The 18094-nt window shown below is 42.6% G+C and carries 20 protein-coding genes and 1 pseudogene; 20 read left to right on the forward strand and 1 reads right to left on the reverse strand.

Annotation, left to right across the window (positions count from 1 at the left end; genetic code table 11):
* Nucleotides 1-65 precede the first annotated feature (65 nt).
* From J2S00_RS07830 to J2S00_RS07875, 10 genes are all read left to right on the forward strand, one after another.
* Nucleotides 66-473: a DoxX family protein gene (locus tag J2S00_RS07830; protein ID WP_307337785.1), complete on the forward strand. Its 408-nt coding sequence runs from the start codon at nucleotides 66-68 to the stop codon at nucleotides 471-473.
* Between the two features lie 352 nt (nucleotides 474-825).
* Entirely contained in the window at nucleotides 826-1836 is a 1011-nt protein-coding gene (locus tag J2S00_RS07835; RefSeq protein ID WP_307337788.1) for a LacI family DNA-binding transcriptional regulator, read from the forward strand.
* A 149-nt stretch (nucleotides 1837-1985) separates the two neighbouring features.
* Entirely contained in the window at nucleotides 1986-2741 is a 756-nt protein-coding gene (locus tag J2S00_RS07840; protein WP_307337791.1) for a sugar phosphate isomerase/epimerase family protein, read from the forward strand.
* 72 nt (nucleotides 2742-2813) lie between these two features.
* The gene (locus J2S00_RS07845) at nucleotides 2814-4115 is read left to right on the forward strand and encodes an extracellular solute-binding protein (RefSeq protein WP_307337793.1); all 1302 of its coding nucleotides are present in this window, start codon (nucleotides 2814-2816) and stop codon (nucleotides 4113-4115) included.
* 100 nt (nucleotides 4116-4215) lie between these two features.
* Nucleotides 4216-5169, forward strand: a complete 954-nt coding sequence (locus tag J2S00_RS07850; protein WP_307337796.1) for a carbohydrate ABC transporter permease — start codon at nucleotides 4216-4218, stop codon at nucleotides 5167-5169.
* Nucleotides 5166-5996, forward strand: a complete 831-nt coding sequence (locus tag J2S00_RS07855; protein ID WP_307337798.1) for a carbohydrate ABC transporter permease — start codon at nucleotides 5166-5168, stop codon at nucleotides 5994-5996. The genes J2S00_RS07850 and J2S00_RS07855 overlap by 4 nt, the downstream gene beginning before the upstream one ends.
* Nucleotides 5997-6083: 87 nt before the next feature.
* A complete protein-coding gene (locus J2S00_RS07860) occupies nucleotides 6084-7160 on the forward strand; it encodes a Gfo/Idh/MocA family protein (protein ID WP_307337801.1) in 1077 nt (358 codons plus the stop codon).
* Between the two features lie 88 nt (nucleotides 7161-7248).
* Nucleotides 7249-8217, forward strand: a complete 969-nt coding sequence (locus J2S00_RS07865) for a sugar phosphate isomerase/epimerase family protein (RefSeq protein WP_307337803.1) — start codon at nucleotides 7249-7251, stop codon at nucleotides 8215-8217.
* Nucleotides 8208-9377: a Gfo/Idh/MocA family protein gene (locus J2S00_RS07870; protein ID WP_307337806.1), complete on the forward strand. Its 1170-nt coding sequence runs from the start codon at nucleotides 8208-8210 to the stop codon at nucleotides 9375-9377. Before J2S00_RS07865 ends, J2S00_RS07870 begins: the two co-directional genes overlap by 10 nt.
* 74 nt (nucleotides 9378-9451) lie before the next feature.
* The gene (locus J2S00_RS07875; protein ID WP_307337808.1) at nucleotides 9452-10183 is read left to right on the forward strand and encodes a ThuA domain-containing protein; all 732 of its coding nucleotides are present in this window, start codon (nucleotides 9452-9454) and stop codon (nucleotides 10181-10183) included.
* A gap of 190 nt (nucleotides 10184-10373) precedes the next feature.
* Here J2S00_RS07875 and J2S00_RS07880 read toward each other — a convergent pair whose 3' ends face one another.
* Complete coding sequence (locus J2S00_RS07880) at nucleotides 10374-11705, reverse strand: globin-coupled sensor protein (RefSeq protein ID WP_307337812.1); 1332 nt, start codon at nucleotides 11703-11705, stop codon at nucleotides 10374-10376.
* A gap of 190 nt (nucleotides 11706-11895) precedes the next feature.
* Between J2S00_RS07880 and J2S00_RS07885 the strand changes: the two are divergent.
* The 10 genes and pseudogenes from J2S00_RS07885 to J2S00_RS07930 all read left to right on the forward strand — a co-directional run.
* Nucleotides 11896-12780: pseudogene (locus J2S00_RS07885) on the forward strand (transporter substrate-binding protein); the annotation flags it as partial.
* 49 nt (nucleotides 12781-12829) lie between these two features.
* Entirely contained in the window at nucleotides 12830-13936 is a 1107-nt protein-coding gene (gene urtC, locus J2S00_RS07890; RefSeq protein WP_307337815.1) for an urea ABC transporter permease subunit UrtC, read from the forward strand.
* Nucleotides 13893-14420, forward strand: a complete 528-nt coding sequence (locus tag J2S00_RS07895; protein WP_307337818.1) for an ATP-binding cassette domain-containing protein — start codon at nucleotides 13893-13895, stop codon at nucleotides 14418-14420. Before urtC ends, J2S00_RS07895 begins: the two co-directional genes overlap by 44 nt.
* Nucleotides 14338-14715, forward strand: a complete 378-nt coding sequence (locus tag J2S00_RS07900; protein ID WP_307337820.1) for an urease accessory protein UreE — start codon at nucleotides 14338-14340, stop codon at nucleotides 14713-14715. Before J2S00_RS07895 ends, J2S00_RS07900 begins: the two co-directional genes overlap by 83 nt.
* Before the next feature lie 40 nt (nucleotides 14716-14755).
* Nucleotides 14756-15244 carry an urease accessory protein UreD gene (locus tag J2S00_RS07905; RefSeq protein ID WP_307337823.1) on the forward strand — a complete coding sequence of 163 codons (489 nt, stop codon included), beginning with the start codon at nucleotides 14756-14758 and terminating at the stop codon, nucleotides 15242-15244.
* 289 nt (nucleotides 15245-15533) lie between these two features.
* On the forward strand, nucleotides 15534-15740 hold the full coding sequence (locus J2S00_RS07910; protein WP_307337825.1) for a hypothetical protein: 207 nt from the start codon (nucleotides 15534-15536) through the stop codon (nucleotides 15738-15740).
* Nucleotides 15704-15922, forward strand: coding sequence for a CidA/LrgA family protein (locus J2S00_RS07915; protein ID WP_307337828.1), 219 nt, complete (start codon nucleotides 15704-15706; stop codon nucleotides 15920-15922). Before J2S00_RS07910 ends, J2S00_RS07915 begins: the two co-directional genes overlap by 37 nt.
* A gap of 32 nt (nucleotides 15923-15954) precedes the next feature.
* Nucleotides 15955-16644 (forward strand): LrgB family protein, encoded by a 690-nt coding sequence (locus tag J2S00_RS07920; protein WP_307337830.1) that lies wholly within the window; start codon nucleotides 15955-15957, stop codon nucleotides 16642-16644.
* A gap of 53 nt (nucleotides 16645-16697) precedes the next feature.
* On the forward strand, nucleotides 16698-16964 hold the full coding sequence (locus tag J2S00_RS07925; protein WP_307337833.1) for an HPr family phosphocarrier protein: 267 nt from the start codon (nucleotides 16698-16700) through the stop codon (nucleotides 16962-16964).
* Nucleotides 16965-17230: 266 nt separating this feature from the next.
* On the forward strand, nucleotides 17231-18091 hold the full coding sequence (locus J2S00_RS07930) for a MurR/RpiR family transcriptional regulator (RefSeq protein ID WP_307337835.1): 861 nt from the start codon (nucleotides 17231-17233) through the stop codon (nucleotides 18089-18091).
* Nucleotides 18092-18094 lie beyond the last annotated feature (3 nt).

Here is an 18094-nt window from a genome sequence, read left to right on the forward strand (position 1 = left end):
TATTATTTTTAGTTCATAAGTTACAAATAATAATTAAATAATAAAAAGGAAGTGAAATTAACAGCATGTCCAAGAGATATGAGTGGAGTTTATTAATCTTGCGGGTCGTCCTCGGATTAAGCTTTTTTGTCCATGGCCTAGTTAAATTTCAAAGTGGTATCAATAACATAGCCGGATGGTTTAGCAGCATTGGGCTGCCAGGATTCCTGGCCTATGTTGTCGCCATTATTGAGCTTGCAGGCGGCATCGCCATGATTTTAGGGATTGGAACACGCCTTGTTGCTTTCTTATTCACCTTCATTATGATAGGGGCTATATTTACAGTGAAAATGTCGGCTGGTTTTTTGGGTAATGAGCAAATGGCCGGGTATGAATTAGATTTGACATTTTTGGCGATGTCCATTGCGCTTTTAATCAGTGGAAGTCGTTTGTATTCATTAGACCAAGTACTATTCAGGTCTAGAAACGCTTGAATCTTGACCATGAATCATGAGATTCCTTGTTGACCTAGGGATGACAATAAAAAGCGGCGCCAAGGAAAAAGGTGTCGCTTTTTGCTGATAAAAAAGCGGTAAAAATAAAACAGTGCATCTTATGTAAACGTTTATCAATAAATGGAAGGTTCAGAAATTTTATTAAAGTGCTCTTGACAATAATAATTGTATTACTTTATCCTATAAATATGTAATAAATATGTAACGATATAAAAGTGGAAAATTAAATAAAGCAACCAATTTAGAGTGGTTCTGTTAGCTTTAAGGACCTTTATAACCCTTATAATATGAACTTTATGTAAACCTTTACATATGGACAGGATGATTAGAGATGGCAACCATACACGATGTCGCTAAATTAGCCAAAGTATCAATTGCTACCGTATCTAGGGTTTTATCCCATCCCGAAAAGGTCAGCCCTAAGACCAGACAATTGGTTGTGGAGGCCATGAATCAGCTGGATTATCGGCCAAACAGCATGGCTCAAAATTTACGGCGCCTGCAGTCCAATATTATCATTGCTTTAATGCCTGACATCAAAAACCCTTTCTTTTCCGAGGTTTTCAGGGGGATTGAAGACCGGGCCAGAGAAGCAGGTTTTAAGATCCTGGTGGGGAGTACAGACCGCAATAAAGAGAAAGAAAAAGAGTACATCAATCTGCTGAAAGAGAGCTGGGCTGATGGTGTTATTTTAACCACGGCTGAAATTGACCGCCGCTTTATTGATGAGTTAGCCCAGCGGCGGCCGTTGGTTCTGGCCTGTGAATATATTCCCGGCAGCCCATATCCTTCAGTGTCCATTGATAACGAGAGTGCGGCCAGGAAAATCACGAAACACCTTATTTTACAAGGGCACAAACGGGTTGCCCATATTGCCGGGCCAAGCAGCATAATTTTAAGTGTGGCCCGTTTAACAGGTTATTTGCAAGCGCTTCACCAAAGCGGCCTGATAGAAGATGAAGCCCTGATTCAGGAAGGAGATTTTACTTTGCAATCAGGTTATGATCTGGCCAATAAGCTGTTAAGTTTAAAGAACCCTCCCACTGCTATCTTTGCTGCCAATGATGAGATGGCCATTGGTGCCATGAAGGCGATACAAGACAAAGGCATACGTGTGCCAGAAGACGTGGCGGTAGCCGGATTTGATGATATTAATGTTGCTTCTTTTGTCACACCCAGTCTGACCACCATTCGGCAGCCAAGGTATAAAATCGGTCAAACATCTGTTGATCTGCTGCTAAAAGTCATTAATCATGAACCGCTTGACCAGCCTCAAATCGTCTTGGAAGATGAGCTGATTGTTCGTCACTCTACAACTTTGAATCCTGAACTGGTTATGTAATTGACTCAACAATATATAAGTAACTAACGACCCAGTTTAAAATGTAAACGTTTTTATTAACAGTAAATTTTAATCAAGCAGGAGGTGGTTCTTTTCAAGTGTTTGATTTTCTAACTCAAAGGAAATTTAAAGGGGAGGGAATTTAAAAAGTGGCAAACATACCGGTTGCTGTACAATTGTATACGGTGCGAGAGGAAGTGAAAAAAGACTTTGCTGGAACACTTGAAAAAATTGCAGCTATGGGTTATGACGGTGTTGAATTTGCGGGTTATTGGGAAGATTACAGGCCAACAGAACTAAAAAAAATATTAGATAACCTGGGACTTCGAATTGCCGGAAGCCATATTCCGCTGGATATGTTGAAATCAGATTTATTACAAGTCATTGAGTATCAACAAGAGCTGGGAAACAAAAAAATCATCTGCCCGTACTTACTGCCTGAAGAGAGAAAGACTAAAGAGGATTATCTACGGTTAGCCGGGCTTTTTAATGAAATTGGTAAAAAGTGCAAAGAACATGGCATAACTTTTATCTACCATAATCACGACTTTGAACTGCACAGGTTTGGAGACGAGACTGGACTAGAAATACTCTTAAACGAAACTAATCCTGAGTGGATGCAATTTGAGTTAGATATTTATTGGTTAAAAAAAGCTGGTGAAGAACCTCTGACGTGGTTAGCAAAGTATCAAGATCGCATCCCCTTGATTCATCTAAAGGACATGACAGATGATAAAGAAGAATTTTTTGCAGAGTTAGGTACAGGGAAGATTGACTTTAAACCTATCATTAACTTTGGTCGGCAGCACTCAGTTGAGTGGTGGGTTGTTGAACAGGATAAGTGTAAGAGGGATCCTTTAGAAAGTATAAAAATAAGCATTTCTTATTTAAAGTCAATTTTATAAACAAAATATAACATTTAGATTATTAAAACTTGATATGTAAACGATTACATTTTCTGGGGAGGTTTTAAAAGCATGAATCGAAACGTTTTAATGTTAATCATGACTCTGTTAACATTAAGTTTGCTTTTATTAGGCTGCAATTCTAGCTCAGATTCTTCGACATCCACTACTGATCCTGCTCCAACTGCTTCTAATGAGGAGACAACAATTGAATTCTGGTATATTCAAACAGGTGAACAAGAGAAAGTATTACTAGAGGCGATAGAAAGGTTTGAAGAAGCACATCCTAATGTAACAGTAAATGCCCGTTATATTGCCAATGATGACTACAAGCAACGGATGTTAGTGGCTATGTCCGGAGGAAATCCACCTGATATCTTTGTCAGCTGGGGAGGAGGTTGGCTTAAAGAGTTTGTTGACTCAGGTCAGGTGTTAGACATTACAGATCATATTGATAAAAATCATTTTAAAGAACTTGCCTTAAATAATTCTACTTATGAAGATCGTGTCTATGGAGTTCCATTAGCTGTTACACTTCATCTATTCTTTTATAATACAGAGATTTTTAATGAATATGAACTCCAGCCACCCGAAACATATGAGGAGTTAATTCAAATCATAGATGTTCTTAATAATAAGAACATTTATCCTATTGCCTTGACAAATCAGACCGCATGGCCCGGTGCATTTTACCTTATGGACTTTGCAGATAGATTGGGTGGACATGAACTGTTCCAAGAAGCATTTAATAGAACAGGTAGAGGATTTGATGATCAAGCATATGTCAAAGCTGGAGAATATATCCAGGACTTGGTAAATCGCAACGCATTTAACCCCGGTTTCAATGGTATACCTTATGATGCAGGGCAAGGTAGACAGTTAATGTACTCTGGTCAAGCAGCGATGATGTTGATGACAACAGCATTTTTAAATAACGTAAGAAATGAGTCACCAGAATTTGAGAATATCATGGATGTATTTCCGACACCGATTTTACCCGATGGGGAAGGAGACCCTACTAACTTAAGCGGAGCGGTTTCACCAGTATTTTCAGTGTATCAGCACACAGAACATCCAGAGTTAGCCATTGAGCTGGTTAGGGAGTTAACAAGTTTAGAAACTGCACAATCTTATGCAAATCGGACTGGTACGCTTTCTGCTGTAGAAAATGTAGTTATTGAAGATGAATTTGTTAAAAAGTTTGAGTATTATTTACATCGAGCAAATCATCTCCAAATGCCTTATGACCAAACACTTCCTCCTGCATTAGCAGAATTACACAAAGATACCACCCAAGAGTTATTTGGTTTAACCATGACACCGGAAGAGGCAGCTCGAAAAATGGAAGAGAAGGCTAGAGAGGTACTGGAATAAAAGATAATTAAGTGATAATAAGTAAGGGTTAGTTATGTATTGGCTCGGAAACTAGCCCTTTTTATCCAATTATTTTATGTGTGGGGAGGAGGGATTGGCTATGAACATTGATCAGATTGTCTCTAAAAAAGAACAAACTAAAGTAATATCTTCTGCTCCAAAAAGAAATAGTCAATTTAAAAAGCGACTCACAATTTTGCTGTTTATTCTGCCGGCGCTTATCGTATATATGATTTACGTTGTTTATCCCATCATTACAACCTTCAACTATAGTTTGTTTAGTTGGAGTGGGACACAGCGGGAAAAAATATTTGTGGGATTAACAAATTATATTCAACTATTTGCAGATAGTACATTTTGGATGGCTTTAAAAAATAATATTAAAATTGTACTCGTTTCAGTTTTTGTACAGATTCCACTAGGGTTAGTGATGGCATTAATCCTGTTCAGTTCAATTAAAGGTCGTAAAGTATTCAATGTGCTTTACTTTTTGCCTTACTTAATGTCTACAGTTGCCATTGGTCTCTTATGGATCTATATGTATGACCCAGTCAACGGCCCGGTTAACCGCGTTCTGGACATATTCGGATTTTCACCCGTGGCTTGGCTTGCTGATCCTATTCTTGCTATGACATCAGTATTGATAGTCATCGTTTGGCAGTTTGCACCATTCTATATGATATTATTCAAGGCGGCAATGGTTGGGATACCTGATGAATTATATGAGGCCGCTGATATGGATGGTGCTAATTCATTTCATAAATTTGTGTATATCACTTTGCCTTCACTTATGCCAACTATTGTAACTTCTTCGGTTCTCGCCGTTGTAGGTTCTCTTAAGGCTTTTGATATCTTTTATATCATGACCAGGGGAGGTCCGGGCCATGCCACTGAAATTTTGGGCACCTATATGTATAAGCAAGGATTTGTCAATCTTAATATGGGCTATGCCAGCGCAATTGCTTTTATGATGTTTCTTATCGCCTTTGTGATAGTGGTTCTAATTCAAGTAATTGAGTATCAGCGCAGAAAGAGGGGGCTCTTAACACCATGAACCTGATGGACATTGTTAAAAAGGTAATTTTGTATACATTGGCCATCGTATTGTTGTTCTTTACTGGTTATCCATTTTTGTATATGATCGGAACATCATTTAAGAGCCTCAACTCGTTTTTTGAGAGTCCGTTATCAATTATTCCTTCTCAGCCTACGTTTGAACAATATGTTTCTGTATTTGAAATGGGCTTAACACGTTATTTTGTTAATAGTATTTTGATTACCGTTGTTTCAGTTATAGGCATCGTGTTTATCTCTGCGCTAGCCAGTTATCCACTAAGCCGGATGAGCTTTAAACTAAACAGGCCACTACTCCTATTTTTCGTGGCCGGCATGATGTTACCTATTCATGCAACATTAATTCCCATTTTCATACTCACGCAAGACATGGGAATATATGATACTTTATGGGCCTTGCTTGGTCCATATATAGCATTTAGTCTACCAGTTTCTATCTTCATACTTACTCAATTCATGCAAGAAGTGCCCAAAGAGTTAGAGGAAGCCGCCTATATTGATGGTTGCGGTCATTTTAGTATATTCTGGAGAATTATGTTACCGTTAGTTGTTCCCGCTATTTCAACTATTGTTATTTATAATTTTGTGTTTTTGTGGACAGAATTTATCTTTGCCTTGGTGCTTTTATCCAGTCCGGAGAATATGACACTGCCTCTTGGTCTACAGAACTTCTATAGTGAATTTAGCATAAATATACCCGGGTTAATGGCAGCATTAACTTTAGCGAGTTTGCCAATATTACTCTTATTTGTCATCGCACAAAATAAAGTAGTTAAAGGATTGACAGGAGGGGCAGTAAAAGGGTAATAACGGCTTTCCTTTGTTTTGTTATTAACGTTTAAAAATAATAAATATTCTTAGGGTACATTATCCGAATACATGGGAGGTAATTGAATGGAAAAGTTTAGAATTGGAATTATAGGTGCAGGAACAATCACGAAATTAGCCCATTACACTTCGTTATCAGCTTTGAAAGACCAGGCAGAAGTAGTTGCTATTGCGGATATTAATGAACATCAGGCTGTGCAATTGGCTGAGAAGTATGATACTAAACATATCTTTTCTGGTTATCGTGAGCTGCTTCGTCTTGCAGATGTTGATGCTGTGTTAATCTCTTTACCAAACTTTCTGCACGCTAAGGTCGCCATTGAAGCGATGGAGGCGGGTAAGCATGTCTTATGTGAGAAGCCGATGGCGATTAATGGCCTTGAAGCCCAGCAAATGGTAGAGGTTCAGAAGAAGACGGGTAAAGTACTAATGGTTGGGCTTAATAATCGCTTCCGAAGTGACGTTCAATTTATAAAAGAACAAGTTAATAAAGGAGAACTGGGAGAAATCTATTACGCTAAGTGCGGCTGGATGCGCCGGGCTGGAATTCCAGGATGGGGAACGTGGTTTACCACCAAATCCAAATCGGGTGGAGGACCTCTGATTGACATCGGTGTTCATATGCTGGATGTCACGTTGTACTTAATGGGTAACCCCAAACCGGTTTCGGTGGTTGGTGCAACGTATATAAAATTTGGCCATACAAAAGAGGGCCTCAACAGGGTATCTTGGGGGGATGTGAATGAAAACGGCATGTTTGACGTGGAAGATTTAGCCACTGCCTTCATTCGTTTGGATAATGGAGCTACATTGGCTTTGGAAGTCAGCTGGGCTGCCAATATTGCCAAAGATGACGTTTATGTTCAGTTATTAGGTAACAAGAGTGGTATACGCTTAACCAATGATACTGGTCTGACCATTTATACCGAGCGGGAGGGCTTCCAGCACGATATTACGCCCCATATTACCTATGATGATCAACAGGCCCGCATCAATATGTGGAAACATTTCCTCCATTGTTTAGAAACAGGTGAAACCCCTCTCTGCTCACCAGAGCAAGGTTTATTGGTGAATCAAATCCTGGATGCTATCTATCAGTCCAGTGAAACGGGAAGGCAGGTCTTTATCAATCAGGAAGTGTAGAAAGTTGATAATGTAAAAGTTTACATCACTTTCGGTTTTAAGATTGACATTCAGATTAATACAACCATGACTGTAGAGGAGAGATATGATGAAACTAGGCATTTTTACCGTTTTATTCGGTGAAAAAAAACTGGAAGAGGCTTTGGATCTGATCGAAAAGCAAGGTTTAGATACGGTTGAAATTGGTGTGGGAGGTTATCCAGGTAAGAAACATGCTGATGCTGCCGCTCTATTGGCTGATGAACAAAAATTGAAAGCCTTCCAACAGGCCATTGAGAACCGGGGTTTGGAGATTAGTGCCATCTCTTGTCACGGCAACCCATTACATCCTAAGCGAGAAGTGGCCCAATCTTTCCATCAAGACTTTACCAACGCTGTGTTACTGGCCGAAAAACTTGGTGTGGAAACGGTGATCGGTTTTTCAGGTTGTCCCGGTGAATCTGAAACTTCTCAAAATCCGGTGTGGGTGACGTGCGCCTGGCCGCCAGAGCATATGGAAGTGTTAGAATGGCAATGGAAAGAAAAAGTGATTCCCTATTGGCAAGAGATGTCCGCCTTTATGAAGGAGCACGGGGTTCGGGTGGCCATTGAGCCTCATCCCGGGTTTGTCGTCTATAACAATGAAACGGCATTGCGTTTGCGGCGGGAAGCTGGTGATAATATCGGCGTTAACTTCGATCCGAGCCACCTTTTCTGGCAACAAATGGACCCTTCAGAATGTATCAAAGAATTAGCCAAAGAAGGGGCTCTGTATCATGTTCATGCTAAAGATACGTATATCGACCAACGTAACACTGCCCTCAATGGCGTCCTGGATACCAAATCGTACCGTGATGAACTTCACCGTTCTTGGATCTTCCGTACCGTCGGCTATGGGCAGGGACATGATGAATGGCGGAAGATTATCAGTACCTTGCAAATGGTGGGCTATGAAGGGGCCATCTCTATTGAGCATGAAGACAGCTTAATGTCTATTGATGAAGGGTTTAAAAAGGCAGTCGCGTTCTTGAAGGATATCCTGATTCGGGAAAGGGTGAAGGAACTGTGGTGGGCGTAAACCAAACACTTAATGTGGGCATGATTGGATACAAGTTCATGGGCAAAGCCCATAGTCATGCTTATCGGGATGTCTCTTTTTACTTTAACCCCTCTCTGAAACCAGTGCTTAAAACGATTGTCGGCCGGAACGAAGTGGGAGTTAAGCAGGCAGCTGCCCAATTTGGCTTTGAAGCAGCCCATACAGACTGGCGGGAGCTAATAAAGAGTGACGAAATTGATCTGATTGACATTGTCACCCCCAACAATACCCATGCCGAAATGGTCATCGAAGCAGCACAGGCGGGGAAGCACATCTTATGTGAAAAACCACTGGCCATGAATGTGCAAGAAGGCAAAGAGATGCTAAAAGCCGTCCAGGAAGCTGGTGTCGTGCACATGATTTCCCATAATTACCGTTTTGCTCCCGCTGTGCAGCTGGCTAAGAAGCTGATTGAAGAAGGTAAATTAGGACGAATCTATCATATCCGGGCACAGTACCTTCAAGACTGGATCATGGACCCTGACTTTCCTCTTGTCTGGAGGCTGCGCAAGGATGTAACAGGTTCTGGCGCCTTGGGGGATATTGGCTCCCATATCATTGATCTGGCCCGGTTCTTAGTAGGGGAGATTGAACAGGTGACAGGGATGACCGAAATCTTCATTAAAGAGCGTCCCATGGGTGAAATGACGGAAGGATTGCATGCTGCCCAATCTTCCGTTCAAAAAGGAAAAGTGGATGTTGATGATGCTGTGGCTTTCCTTGCCCGTTTCAATAATGGGGCACTGGGTGTCTTCGAGGCAACCCGCTTTGCTGCCGGCAACCGCAATAAAAATAAATTTGAAATTAACGGTTCCAAAGGTTCTATTCGCTGGGATCTGGAAAATATGAACCTGCTTGAGGTTTATTTCACTGATGATGACAAAAGCCTGCAAGGTTTCCGCACCATCAATGTGACAGAATCAGTGCATCCCTACGTCAATCAGTACTGGCCAGCTGGTCATATCATTGGCTATGAACATACCTTCATTAATTTAGTTTATGAACTGATTCAAGGGATTGCCGAAGGGAAGCAGGTCTCTCCTTCTTTTGAGGATGGGGTACGAAACCAGGCAGTTCTGGAGGCGATTGCACGCTCAGCTCGGGAAGGAGCGTGGATCAATGTTTCTGAGCTGCTATAATCTCAGGAGACTGTGGTGAGAGGACTGCCTGCTATTGATGGTTAAAATTTTATTTGACTAAAGGGGTGTTCGTTATGTCCACAATCGTGCGTGTCACGGTCTGGAATGAATTTCGTCATGAGCAAGAAAATGACAAAGTACGCAATCTATATCCCCAGGGTATTCATCATGCCCTGGCTTCCTATCTTGAAAAGGTTGGCTTTAACATGAAAACAGCCACATTAGATCAACCTGAACATGGGTTGACCACAGAGGTTCTAGACCAAACGGATGTACTCATATGGTGGGGACATAAAGCCCACCACGAGGTTCAAGATGAGATTGTGGCCCGTGTGCAACAGAAAGTGTTGGATGGCATGGGATTGATTGTACTACACTCTGCTCATTTTTCTAAAATTTTTAAAACCCTGATGGGAACCACATGTGATCTCAAGTGGCGTGAAGCTGGCGAGAAAGAGCGGTTGTGGGTGGTTCGGCCAGGCCATCCCATTGTAGAAGGAATTGGGGAATATATTGAAATTGTGAAAGAAGAAATGTACGGCGAGTTTTTTGATATTCCCCAACCGGACGAATTGATCTTTGTCAGCTGGTTTGAGGGTGGGGAAGTGTTTCGCAGTGGCTGTACATATTATCGTGGTAATGGCAGAATATTCTACTTCAGACCAGGGCATGAAACATATCCCACCTACTATCACCCGCAGGTGCTTAAGGTGATTGAAAATGCTTGCCGTTGGGCTGCACCTGTTTCAACAACGAAACCAACATTTGGAAACTATAAGCCTTTGGAACCACTTCATCGCTTATAAGGGGTTCAGAAACATTTTGAAAGAGATCCTATGGAAAGCGCTCAAATCAATTGCACAAAGTTCGTGGCTTATTATGCTGATGTCAGTAAGGCAATCCTCTACAAGGGATTGCCTTTTGCACTTTAATATCCTTTGCTTTAATCAGTTAGCTTGCATGATCTGTTATCTTTGCTACCTCTGGTCCTGGCAATCAAATCTGGGTGGTCATATCTTTCAACTGATCGGAGGAGAGGGCCACCTTTTCTGATGCTTGCGCAATTTCAGACATCACTTGTTCAAAGTTTTCTAACTCACCTTGTATATGCACGATTTGTGCTTTGTTCTCTTCAACCGCTAGCAAAATATCTTTAAAGGCCAGACCGGTCTCTTTCATGCCGGTATTACTTTGTTTTATTAATTTCTCGATAGTGGTGTTAAGCTCTACCACTTTAGTGATTTGTTGATTGGTTTGCTGAATGGCTGCGGCTACACTGGCTACAGATTGCTTGGTCTGTTCAGCCAACTTCCGGACTTCATCAGCAACAACTGCAAAGCCTCGTCCATGTTCCCCTGCTCTGGCTGCTTCAATGGCTGCGTTCAGCGCTAGTAGGTTAGTCTGATCAGCAATGTCTGTCACAATATTAATTACTTGCTGAATATCATTTGATGTCTCCTCTAAGCGGTCCATTTCTGTGGTAATGGCCTCCACACTCCGCTCAATCTGGGTAAACAATTCCTGTTGCTCAGACAATTGTTTGTGACCGCCTTGCGCTTTTTCTTCAACATGACTGCTGTGAACACTTCCTTGGTTGGCCATTTTAACAATCTCTTCCGACTGAGCGGCTAATTCTTCTAAAGAGGCTGTCAAATTCTGTGAGATGGTGGCCAGTTCTTCTGCCGCTTTGTGAACCGAATCTTTCATGTTTTGTTTGTCTTGTTCAGTTTGGACGCGGAGTTGTTCAAGTTGTTGTTCATATGAAGTTAGCACAACCTGTTGCTCTAAATTAAATAACTTGCTAACGACCAGGATAGCTTTGGTATAATCCTCACGGCTGGATAGTGTTTCCTCAAGAGTATTCGTAATCGAGGTAAACAGGCGTTGGAATGAAGCGATATACCATTTTGGCTCCAGTCCAATCTGTACATGGGTCGTGGCGACTCGCATCCTTTTTTGCATAAAGGCTTCATCAATATGCCCTGCAAAAAGTTCAGTTAAATGAACGCGCAATGTTTCTTTTAGCCGCTCAACAGAACTGTGCTGTTCAATGAGGTTCAACAATTCCGGTATTTCAGTCAAGCCGCCATAAAAAGCATCGGTGATCTTGTGACTATGTTGGACAATCACTGGTTGCAATGCTTTGGCGATGACCAGATCCTCTTTGTTTAAATTAATCAGTTTCAGTTGCTTTGTGAACTCAGGGTTATGACCCAGATCTAGTTTAACCTGGTCGAGTAAACCTTCGCTGGCACGTGCCAAAGAAAACTCTGTTTGTGCTGCATCTTCTTTATTGCGTTTGGTAATAGAGAATAACTTAGAGCTCATAATATATTCCATTCCTTTCGATGATTCATTTCATACTCAATTGTGATTTTGTACACCTTTTATATATTATATCGGTCAAACCGGTAAGGTTTTTAAGCAACAAAAGTAAGACTGGTGAGTCGACTACCAGATGATTTTTATATAGCAAAAAATATGTTAGGAAAGTTTACAAGATTGTAGAAACAAAAACACAGATCCTACCATTTTTTCTGAAAAAGTGCGCAAACTTTTGCAGCAAGATGAAGTGGCAGTCATTTTCGGAGGTTGGACTTCGGCCAGCAGAAAAGCTATGCTTCCTGTTGTTGAAGAGTTAAACGGACTTTTGTTTTATCCTGTGCAGTATGAAGGGATGGAGGCCTCTCCGAATATCTTCTACACTGGAGCTGCTCCCAATCAGCAGATTGTTCCTGCGGTGGAGTGGTTGTTGGAAAACAAAGGTACACGCTTTTTCTTACTGGGATCTGACTATGTTTTTCCCCGTACATCCAATCAGATTATTAAGGCTCAGCTTGAAGACTTAGGAGGAGAAGTTTTAGGCGAAGAATACACACCGCTTGGTCACACCGATTATAACACCGTCATATCCCGGATCAGGGAAACTCAACCTGACGTGATCTTTAATACGTTAAACGGGGATAGTAATGTTGCCTTTTTCAAACAGTTAAGTGATGCTGGCTTTACACCCGATGATGTGACCGTTTTGTCCGTCAGTGTGGCGGAAGAAGAGATTCGTGGGATTGGCGCAGGTGTCTTGGCCGGGCATCTGGTCAGCTGGAACTACTACCAGACGACAGACTCAGAAGCAAATGAAGCTTTTGTGGCTAATTATAAAGCCGCTTATGGGGATAAAAGGGTGACTAGTGATCCCATTGAAGCCGGTTATTTTGGCGTCTATCTGTGGGCACAAGCCGTGGAAAAGGCCGGGACTACAGACATTGATGCTGTCAGAGAGGCGGCTGCAGGCTTAGAATTTGAGGCCCCGGGAGGTTTGGTACGCATCGATGGTGACAGCCAGCATACATGGAAAACAGTGCGTATTGGGGAAATTCAGGCGGATGGCATGATCAAAGAGTTGGCCGGTGTTCCCTAATATTTGGTTGGAAAAATTTTCGTGATGAAAATTAATGAAGAAGCGAGGTGAAAGGATGCTCACTATGGTCTCTTCCCCTTCTGCCCGACAAAAGTGGATCATGACACTGGTGTTTGTCATTCTGGCCATGGCCCCTCTTTATTTGTCAGACTTTCGGCTGAGTTTGCTAGGTAAATTTTTAGCTTTTGTCATCTTGGCATTGGGGCTGGATCTGCTGTGGGGATACGGGGGTATTTTGAGCCTCGGACAGGGTGTTTTCTTTGGCTTAGGGGCTTATGGAATGGCCATGTATCTCAAATTGGAGGCCTCAGGTGGAAAACTTCCGGACTTTATGAGTTGGAGCGGCTTGACAGAGCTCCCTTGGTTCTGGCTTCCTTTTCAGAACTTTCTGTTGGCAGTCGTGCTGGCCGTGTTGGGGCCTGCTGTCATAGCTGCTTTATTGGGCTATTTGACTTTCAGAAACCGCATTAGAGGCGTTTATTTCACGATCCTGACCCAGGCCATGGTAATTGTTTGTGTTACTCTGTTTATCGGTCAGCAGGCTTATACAGGCGGAACCAATGGCATGACCGGATTCAGTACCATTTTGGGTTTTCCGTTGGCGAGCCCCCGGACTCAAGTAATGATCTATTATATTGTCCTGATTTGTTTTGTATTATCATTTCTGCTCTGTTATCGCCTGGTCCACAGCAGGTATGGCAAAGTGTTGATCGCCATTCGGGACAGTGAAAACCGGCTGCGTTATTCCGGGTATAATCCAGCCGTATTGAAAACATTTGTTTTTGCTCTCTCCGCCGCTTTGGCAGGGCTGGCAGGCATGTTGTTTGTCCTTCAAGAACGCTATATCTCTCCAACCAGCATGGGGATTATTCCCTCCATCGAAATGGCGCTGTGGGTGGCGCTGGGAGGGAGAGGCACGTTGTATGGAGCGGTGCTGGGTACGTTGTTCACCAATTCGGCCAAAACCTTTTTCAGCGAACGGTTCCCTGATTTATGGCTGTTCTTTTTAGGCGGGTTGTTTATTGTGGTGGTGCTGTACCTTCCTGGCGGGTTGATGAGCCTTTATCAAAAAGTAAGCGAAAGGTGGGGAAAAAAGCATGTCACTCAACACAGTCCTTCAGTGTCAGAAAGTCACCGTTGATTTTGATGGGTTTAAAGCGATTGATGCGTTGGATTTTGAAGTGAAAGACAAAGAACTTCATGTTTTGATCGGGCCCAATGGGGCTGGAAAAAGTACATTGCTGGATGTGATCTGCGGTAAAGTAAAGCCGGTTGGTGGACAGGTGATATTTAAAGGTCAGTATCACTTGAATCGCCTGGCGGAATTTGAAATTGCCCGTCTAGGGGTGGGAAGGAAGTTTCAGGCCCCTTCTATTTATCCTTCCTTAAGGGTCATCGAGCACCTTGAAATTGCCATGAAGCAGCCTAAAAGCTTATGGCATGTGCTTCGTACCAAGCTCTCCCGGGATGAACAAATGGAAAACCCAACATCCCCAGAGGGAGGTCATAGAATTAACCTGGGAGGAATTAAACAAAAGAATATTGCGCAAGAAAACCAATCGGGGCAGGGAGGTCCGTTTAGCTTTAGAAGAGGGCACTCTGAGGCGCGGTGCCGTTTTATATGAGGAGACAGACTTGCAAATAGTGGTTGAAACCCAAAAAGAAGAGGCCTATATCATCTATCCGGCCAATATGCAGGCGATGGGCAAGGTGGCTTTTGAATTGGGCAACCGTCACACGCCCGCCCTCATTGAAGAGAATCGTATTGTGGTCCGCTATGATTACACGTTAGAGCTACTTTTTCAAGAGGCAGGCGTTCATTATGAGCACACGTTTTACCGTTTTCCAGAACCGTTCAGATACAGAGGGCACCATCACGCTTACCACACACACTCTACTGCATCTTCTGCACATTCATGACTCTGCCTTTCCCATAGGGGGGTACACCCATACATTTGGAATGGAAACTTATATTCAGAATGGGGACATTCGTGACCGCCAATCCTTGTTGACTTATTTAAGGCATTATTTGCTTTGGGCAGAGATTTTGGCCCCTGGCCGTCTCCGGCACCAGGAACGTTTTGCTTACCATTTTGTTAAAATAGTCTTTGATGTCTGGAAAAGAGAGGGGACTTCCGCAGAGGAATGGATCAGCCACGATAGCTTTTCATGGGACCGGAATACTGGGGATATACAAGGCATTGGTGTGCTAGACGGATGTCTTTATTTGGGTACGATGTGGTTTTTTTCTCCAGTTGCAAAGCAAATGGATGAGCGGTTGTGGCATGAAAAGCTCCAAAGACCTGACATGAAAGCAGGAGTCACCAGAACAGAGGCAGATGGACTGCACTTCCGCTGGCTGGCAGCGGATGGATTGGTCTTGAAACAACAGATGGAGCGGGTTTGGCATCAATTGAAAGAGATGGTTTCCGCAACTCATCAGTTCTAGATGGAAAGAAGAGGTGAAGATAAAAGAGGTGGAAATAATCAAACGAATTGTTCGGTATGAACCGTAATTTGGAGACATTGAAAATAGCTTTGGGTGTAAAGGAATAAAGACAGGAAAAGCATGAGGAGCCACTCCGTTGAGGGAGTGGCTCTTTATACTTAGCTTGCCTAAACCTGTTTTAAACACTTTTTGTAAGATTATATAACATAACTTGATGTTAGGATGGTGTCATTTAAACATGATGTAAACTTTTATTACGAGATTTGAGACTTTTTAGCAAAATTCTTTTATGCTAAAGATAACCGAAACATTACATTTACTCATTCGTTCATGGTTATTAAAGGAGATGATGGTGATCCTCCGGGTGATTTATCAGTTTGTGCTGATTGTTGGCGTGTACGTGTTGGGCAGTTTGGTGGTCATATTTTTAAACTCCGCCTGCCAGGAAGTATGGTGGGAATGCTGCTTCTTTTTCTGGCACTTTGGTCAGGAATGATGAAACTGGAGTGGGTGGAACAAGCAGCTGATCTGCACCTGAAACATATGACCTTGTTCTTTATACCACCCATTGTGGGGATCGTGTACTTTGCAGATGTATTTCTAAGGCAGGGGATTACGGTGTTGTTGGTGATCATGATTAGCAGTGTGTGTGTTGCTAGGAACGGCGTACACGGTTGAATTAGCTGATAAGTGGAAGAGGAGGAGATAAATTGGGAACCCTTGCTTTCCAAACATTAACGATCACATTGGTGACGAGTGTAAGTTATGTTCTGGGACTTAGGTTGTTTCGCCAGCTGAATAGAACATTTCTCAATCCCCTATTCACGGCCACATTGTTTATGGTAGTGCTACTATCTGTGTTGAAGATCGACTACCACATGTTTGCTGAAGGGACACGCGTTTTTACTTTCCTTTTAAATACCGCTACTGTTGCCCTGGCCATTCCCCTCTATAAGCAATGGCAACTGCTTCGAAAGAATCTTAACCAGATTGTATTGAGTATTTCTTTAGGCCATGGGGTTGGTATAGCTTCCGCAGTAATCTTGGCCAAGACGATTAACCTGAATGACCACTTGTTAACCTCTCTTATTCCTAAGTCTGTCACAATTCCTGTCGCCCTGTCATTGTCTCAAGCATTAGGTGGTGTTACATCATTCACTGTTTTATTTGTTTTAACCTCCGCACTATTTTCTATCACTTGCGGCCCAAAATTATTATCGCTATGCGGCATTAAAAGTAATCTTGCCAAGGGATTAGCCTTAGGAGCATCAGCTCAAGTCTTGGGCGCCACTAAGGCCATGAAATGGGGAGAAGAGGCAGGAGCCATGGGCAGCGTGGGCATGACGGCGTCAGCGATCTTGTTGTGTTTAATATTTCCGCTTCTTGTGCATATTGTTTAATCATGTTGATTTTCATCACCTACATGCCAATCATTCCTAGGAGGTGAATGAAAATGGAAGTGGTCACAGAGATTTCCCCCGTGAAAAAACTAAACTATCAACAATTAATTCAACTGTCTTCAATCGCTAACCGTTTCGCCAGTTACATTGTGATCAAAAAAGAGACTTTCGAAGTGAATGCCAAAAGCATTTTGGCACTGTCAGTTTTGCCCACAATAGAAGGAAAATACGAAATTATTGCGTTTGGAAAGGATGCCAAGGAAGCGGTTGATACATTAGGATATTTCTTGTCAAATACGACCAATCAATCGGCCATGTAATGTGAACCCCTTAGCCTATACTGATAAAATCCTCTCCCTTATAGCTACACTTGAAAGGCGTAAGCCCCACTGTGGACTGCGCCGTTTTTTTGTCTACACGTATTAAACAGCTGGGCGAATAAATTGTATTTCAATTTTAAACTTGACCAAAATTATAAATCAATGATACTATATTGTAAACACTACATAACACTAAAAAATGTAGCGAACATTTCCTAACATAATAAGGTTTTGTTTCATACTCCTATACAGTTAGGAGCTGGCTGATGGTTAAGTACAAACAAAAAATCCAGGAAAACTTTCATAACTTATCGGCAGGGCTGAAAAAAGTAGCCAAGCACCTGTTGGACAATCCCCACTCGTTTGCCATGCAAGCTGCTGGCAAGGTGGCCAAGGAGATTGGGGTGAGTGACGCCACGGTGATCCGTTTTTGTTACGCTCTGGGTTACAGCGGCTTTAGTGAACTGCAACAAGAAGTCAGAGAACACCTGATGAATGTGCCAAGCAGCTTGCATGAATTTCAGGCGGAAAAAGAAAAATTGGCTGACAACACCCATTTCTATATCAATGTGTTGAAACAGCATCAAGGTCATATTCACAGCGTGATCAGTCAGTTGCGGGAAGTGGATCTTCATCAGGCGGTACAGAGGCTGATTGAAACTGATCAAATATTAGTGGCAGGGATGCGCTCTTCCTTCGCTGTGGCCCACTGGCTGGTCTTCACACTAAACCTGGTGCGGGGTAATGCCAGATTATATCAGCCGGGAAGCGATGACCTGTTGCTGCTGTTGTCGCAAATGAGTGAGAAAAGCACATATGTGGCCCTATCCTTCCACCGCTATGCCCGAGAGACTATTAAGCTGGCCCAGGCCTTGAAAGAAAAAGGGGTGTTTGTTATTGGGATCACCGATTCGGAAGTGGCGCCAGTTACCGGATATGCAGATCTCGTTATCCCTGTTTCCATTCCAGTTAAATCCACCATTGATGCGGCCCCTGCGGTGATGGCGGTGTTGAACGCCATTATTGCCGGCATCACGATCTATGACCGGGAACGCTTTGAACGGCGGAAAGCAGCGTATGAGACCCATCAGCTTGATCACTTTTTTTACCGAGAGGATTTGACATAGAGA

The organism is Caldalkalibacillus uzonensis, assembly GCF_030814135.1.
Classification (GTDB): domain Bacteria; phylum Bacillota; class Bacilli; order Caldalkalibacillales; family Caldalkalibacillaceae; genus Caldalkalibacillus; species Caldalkalibacillus uzonensis.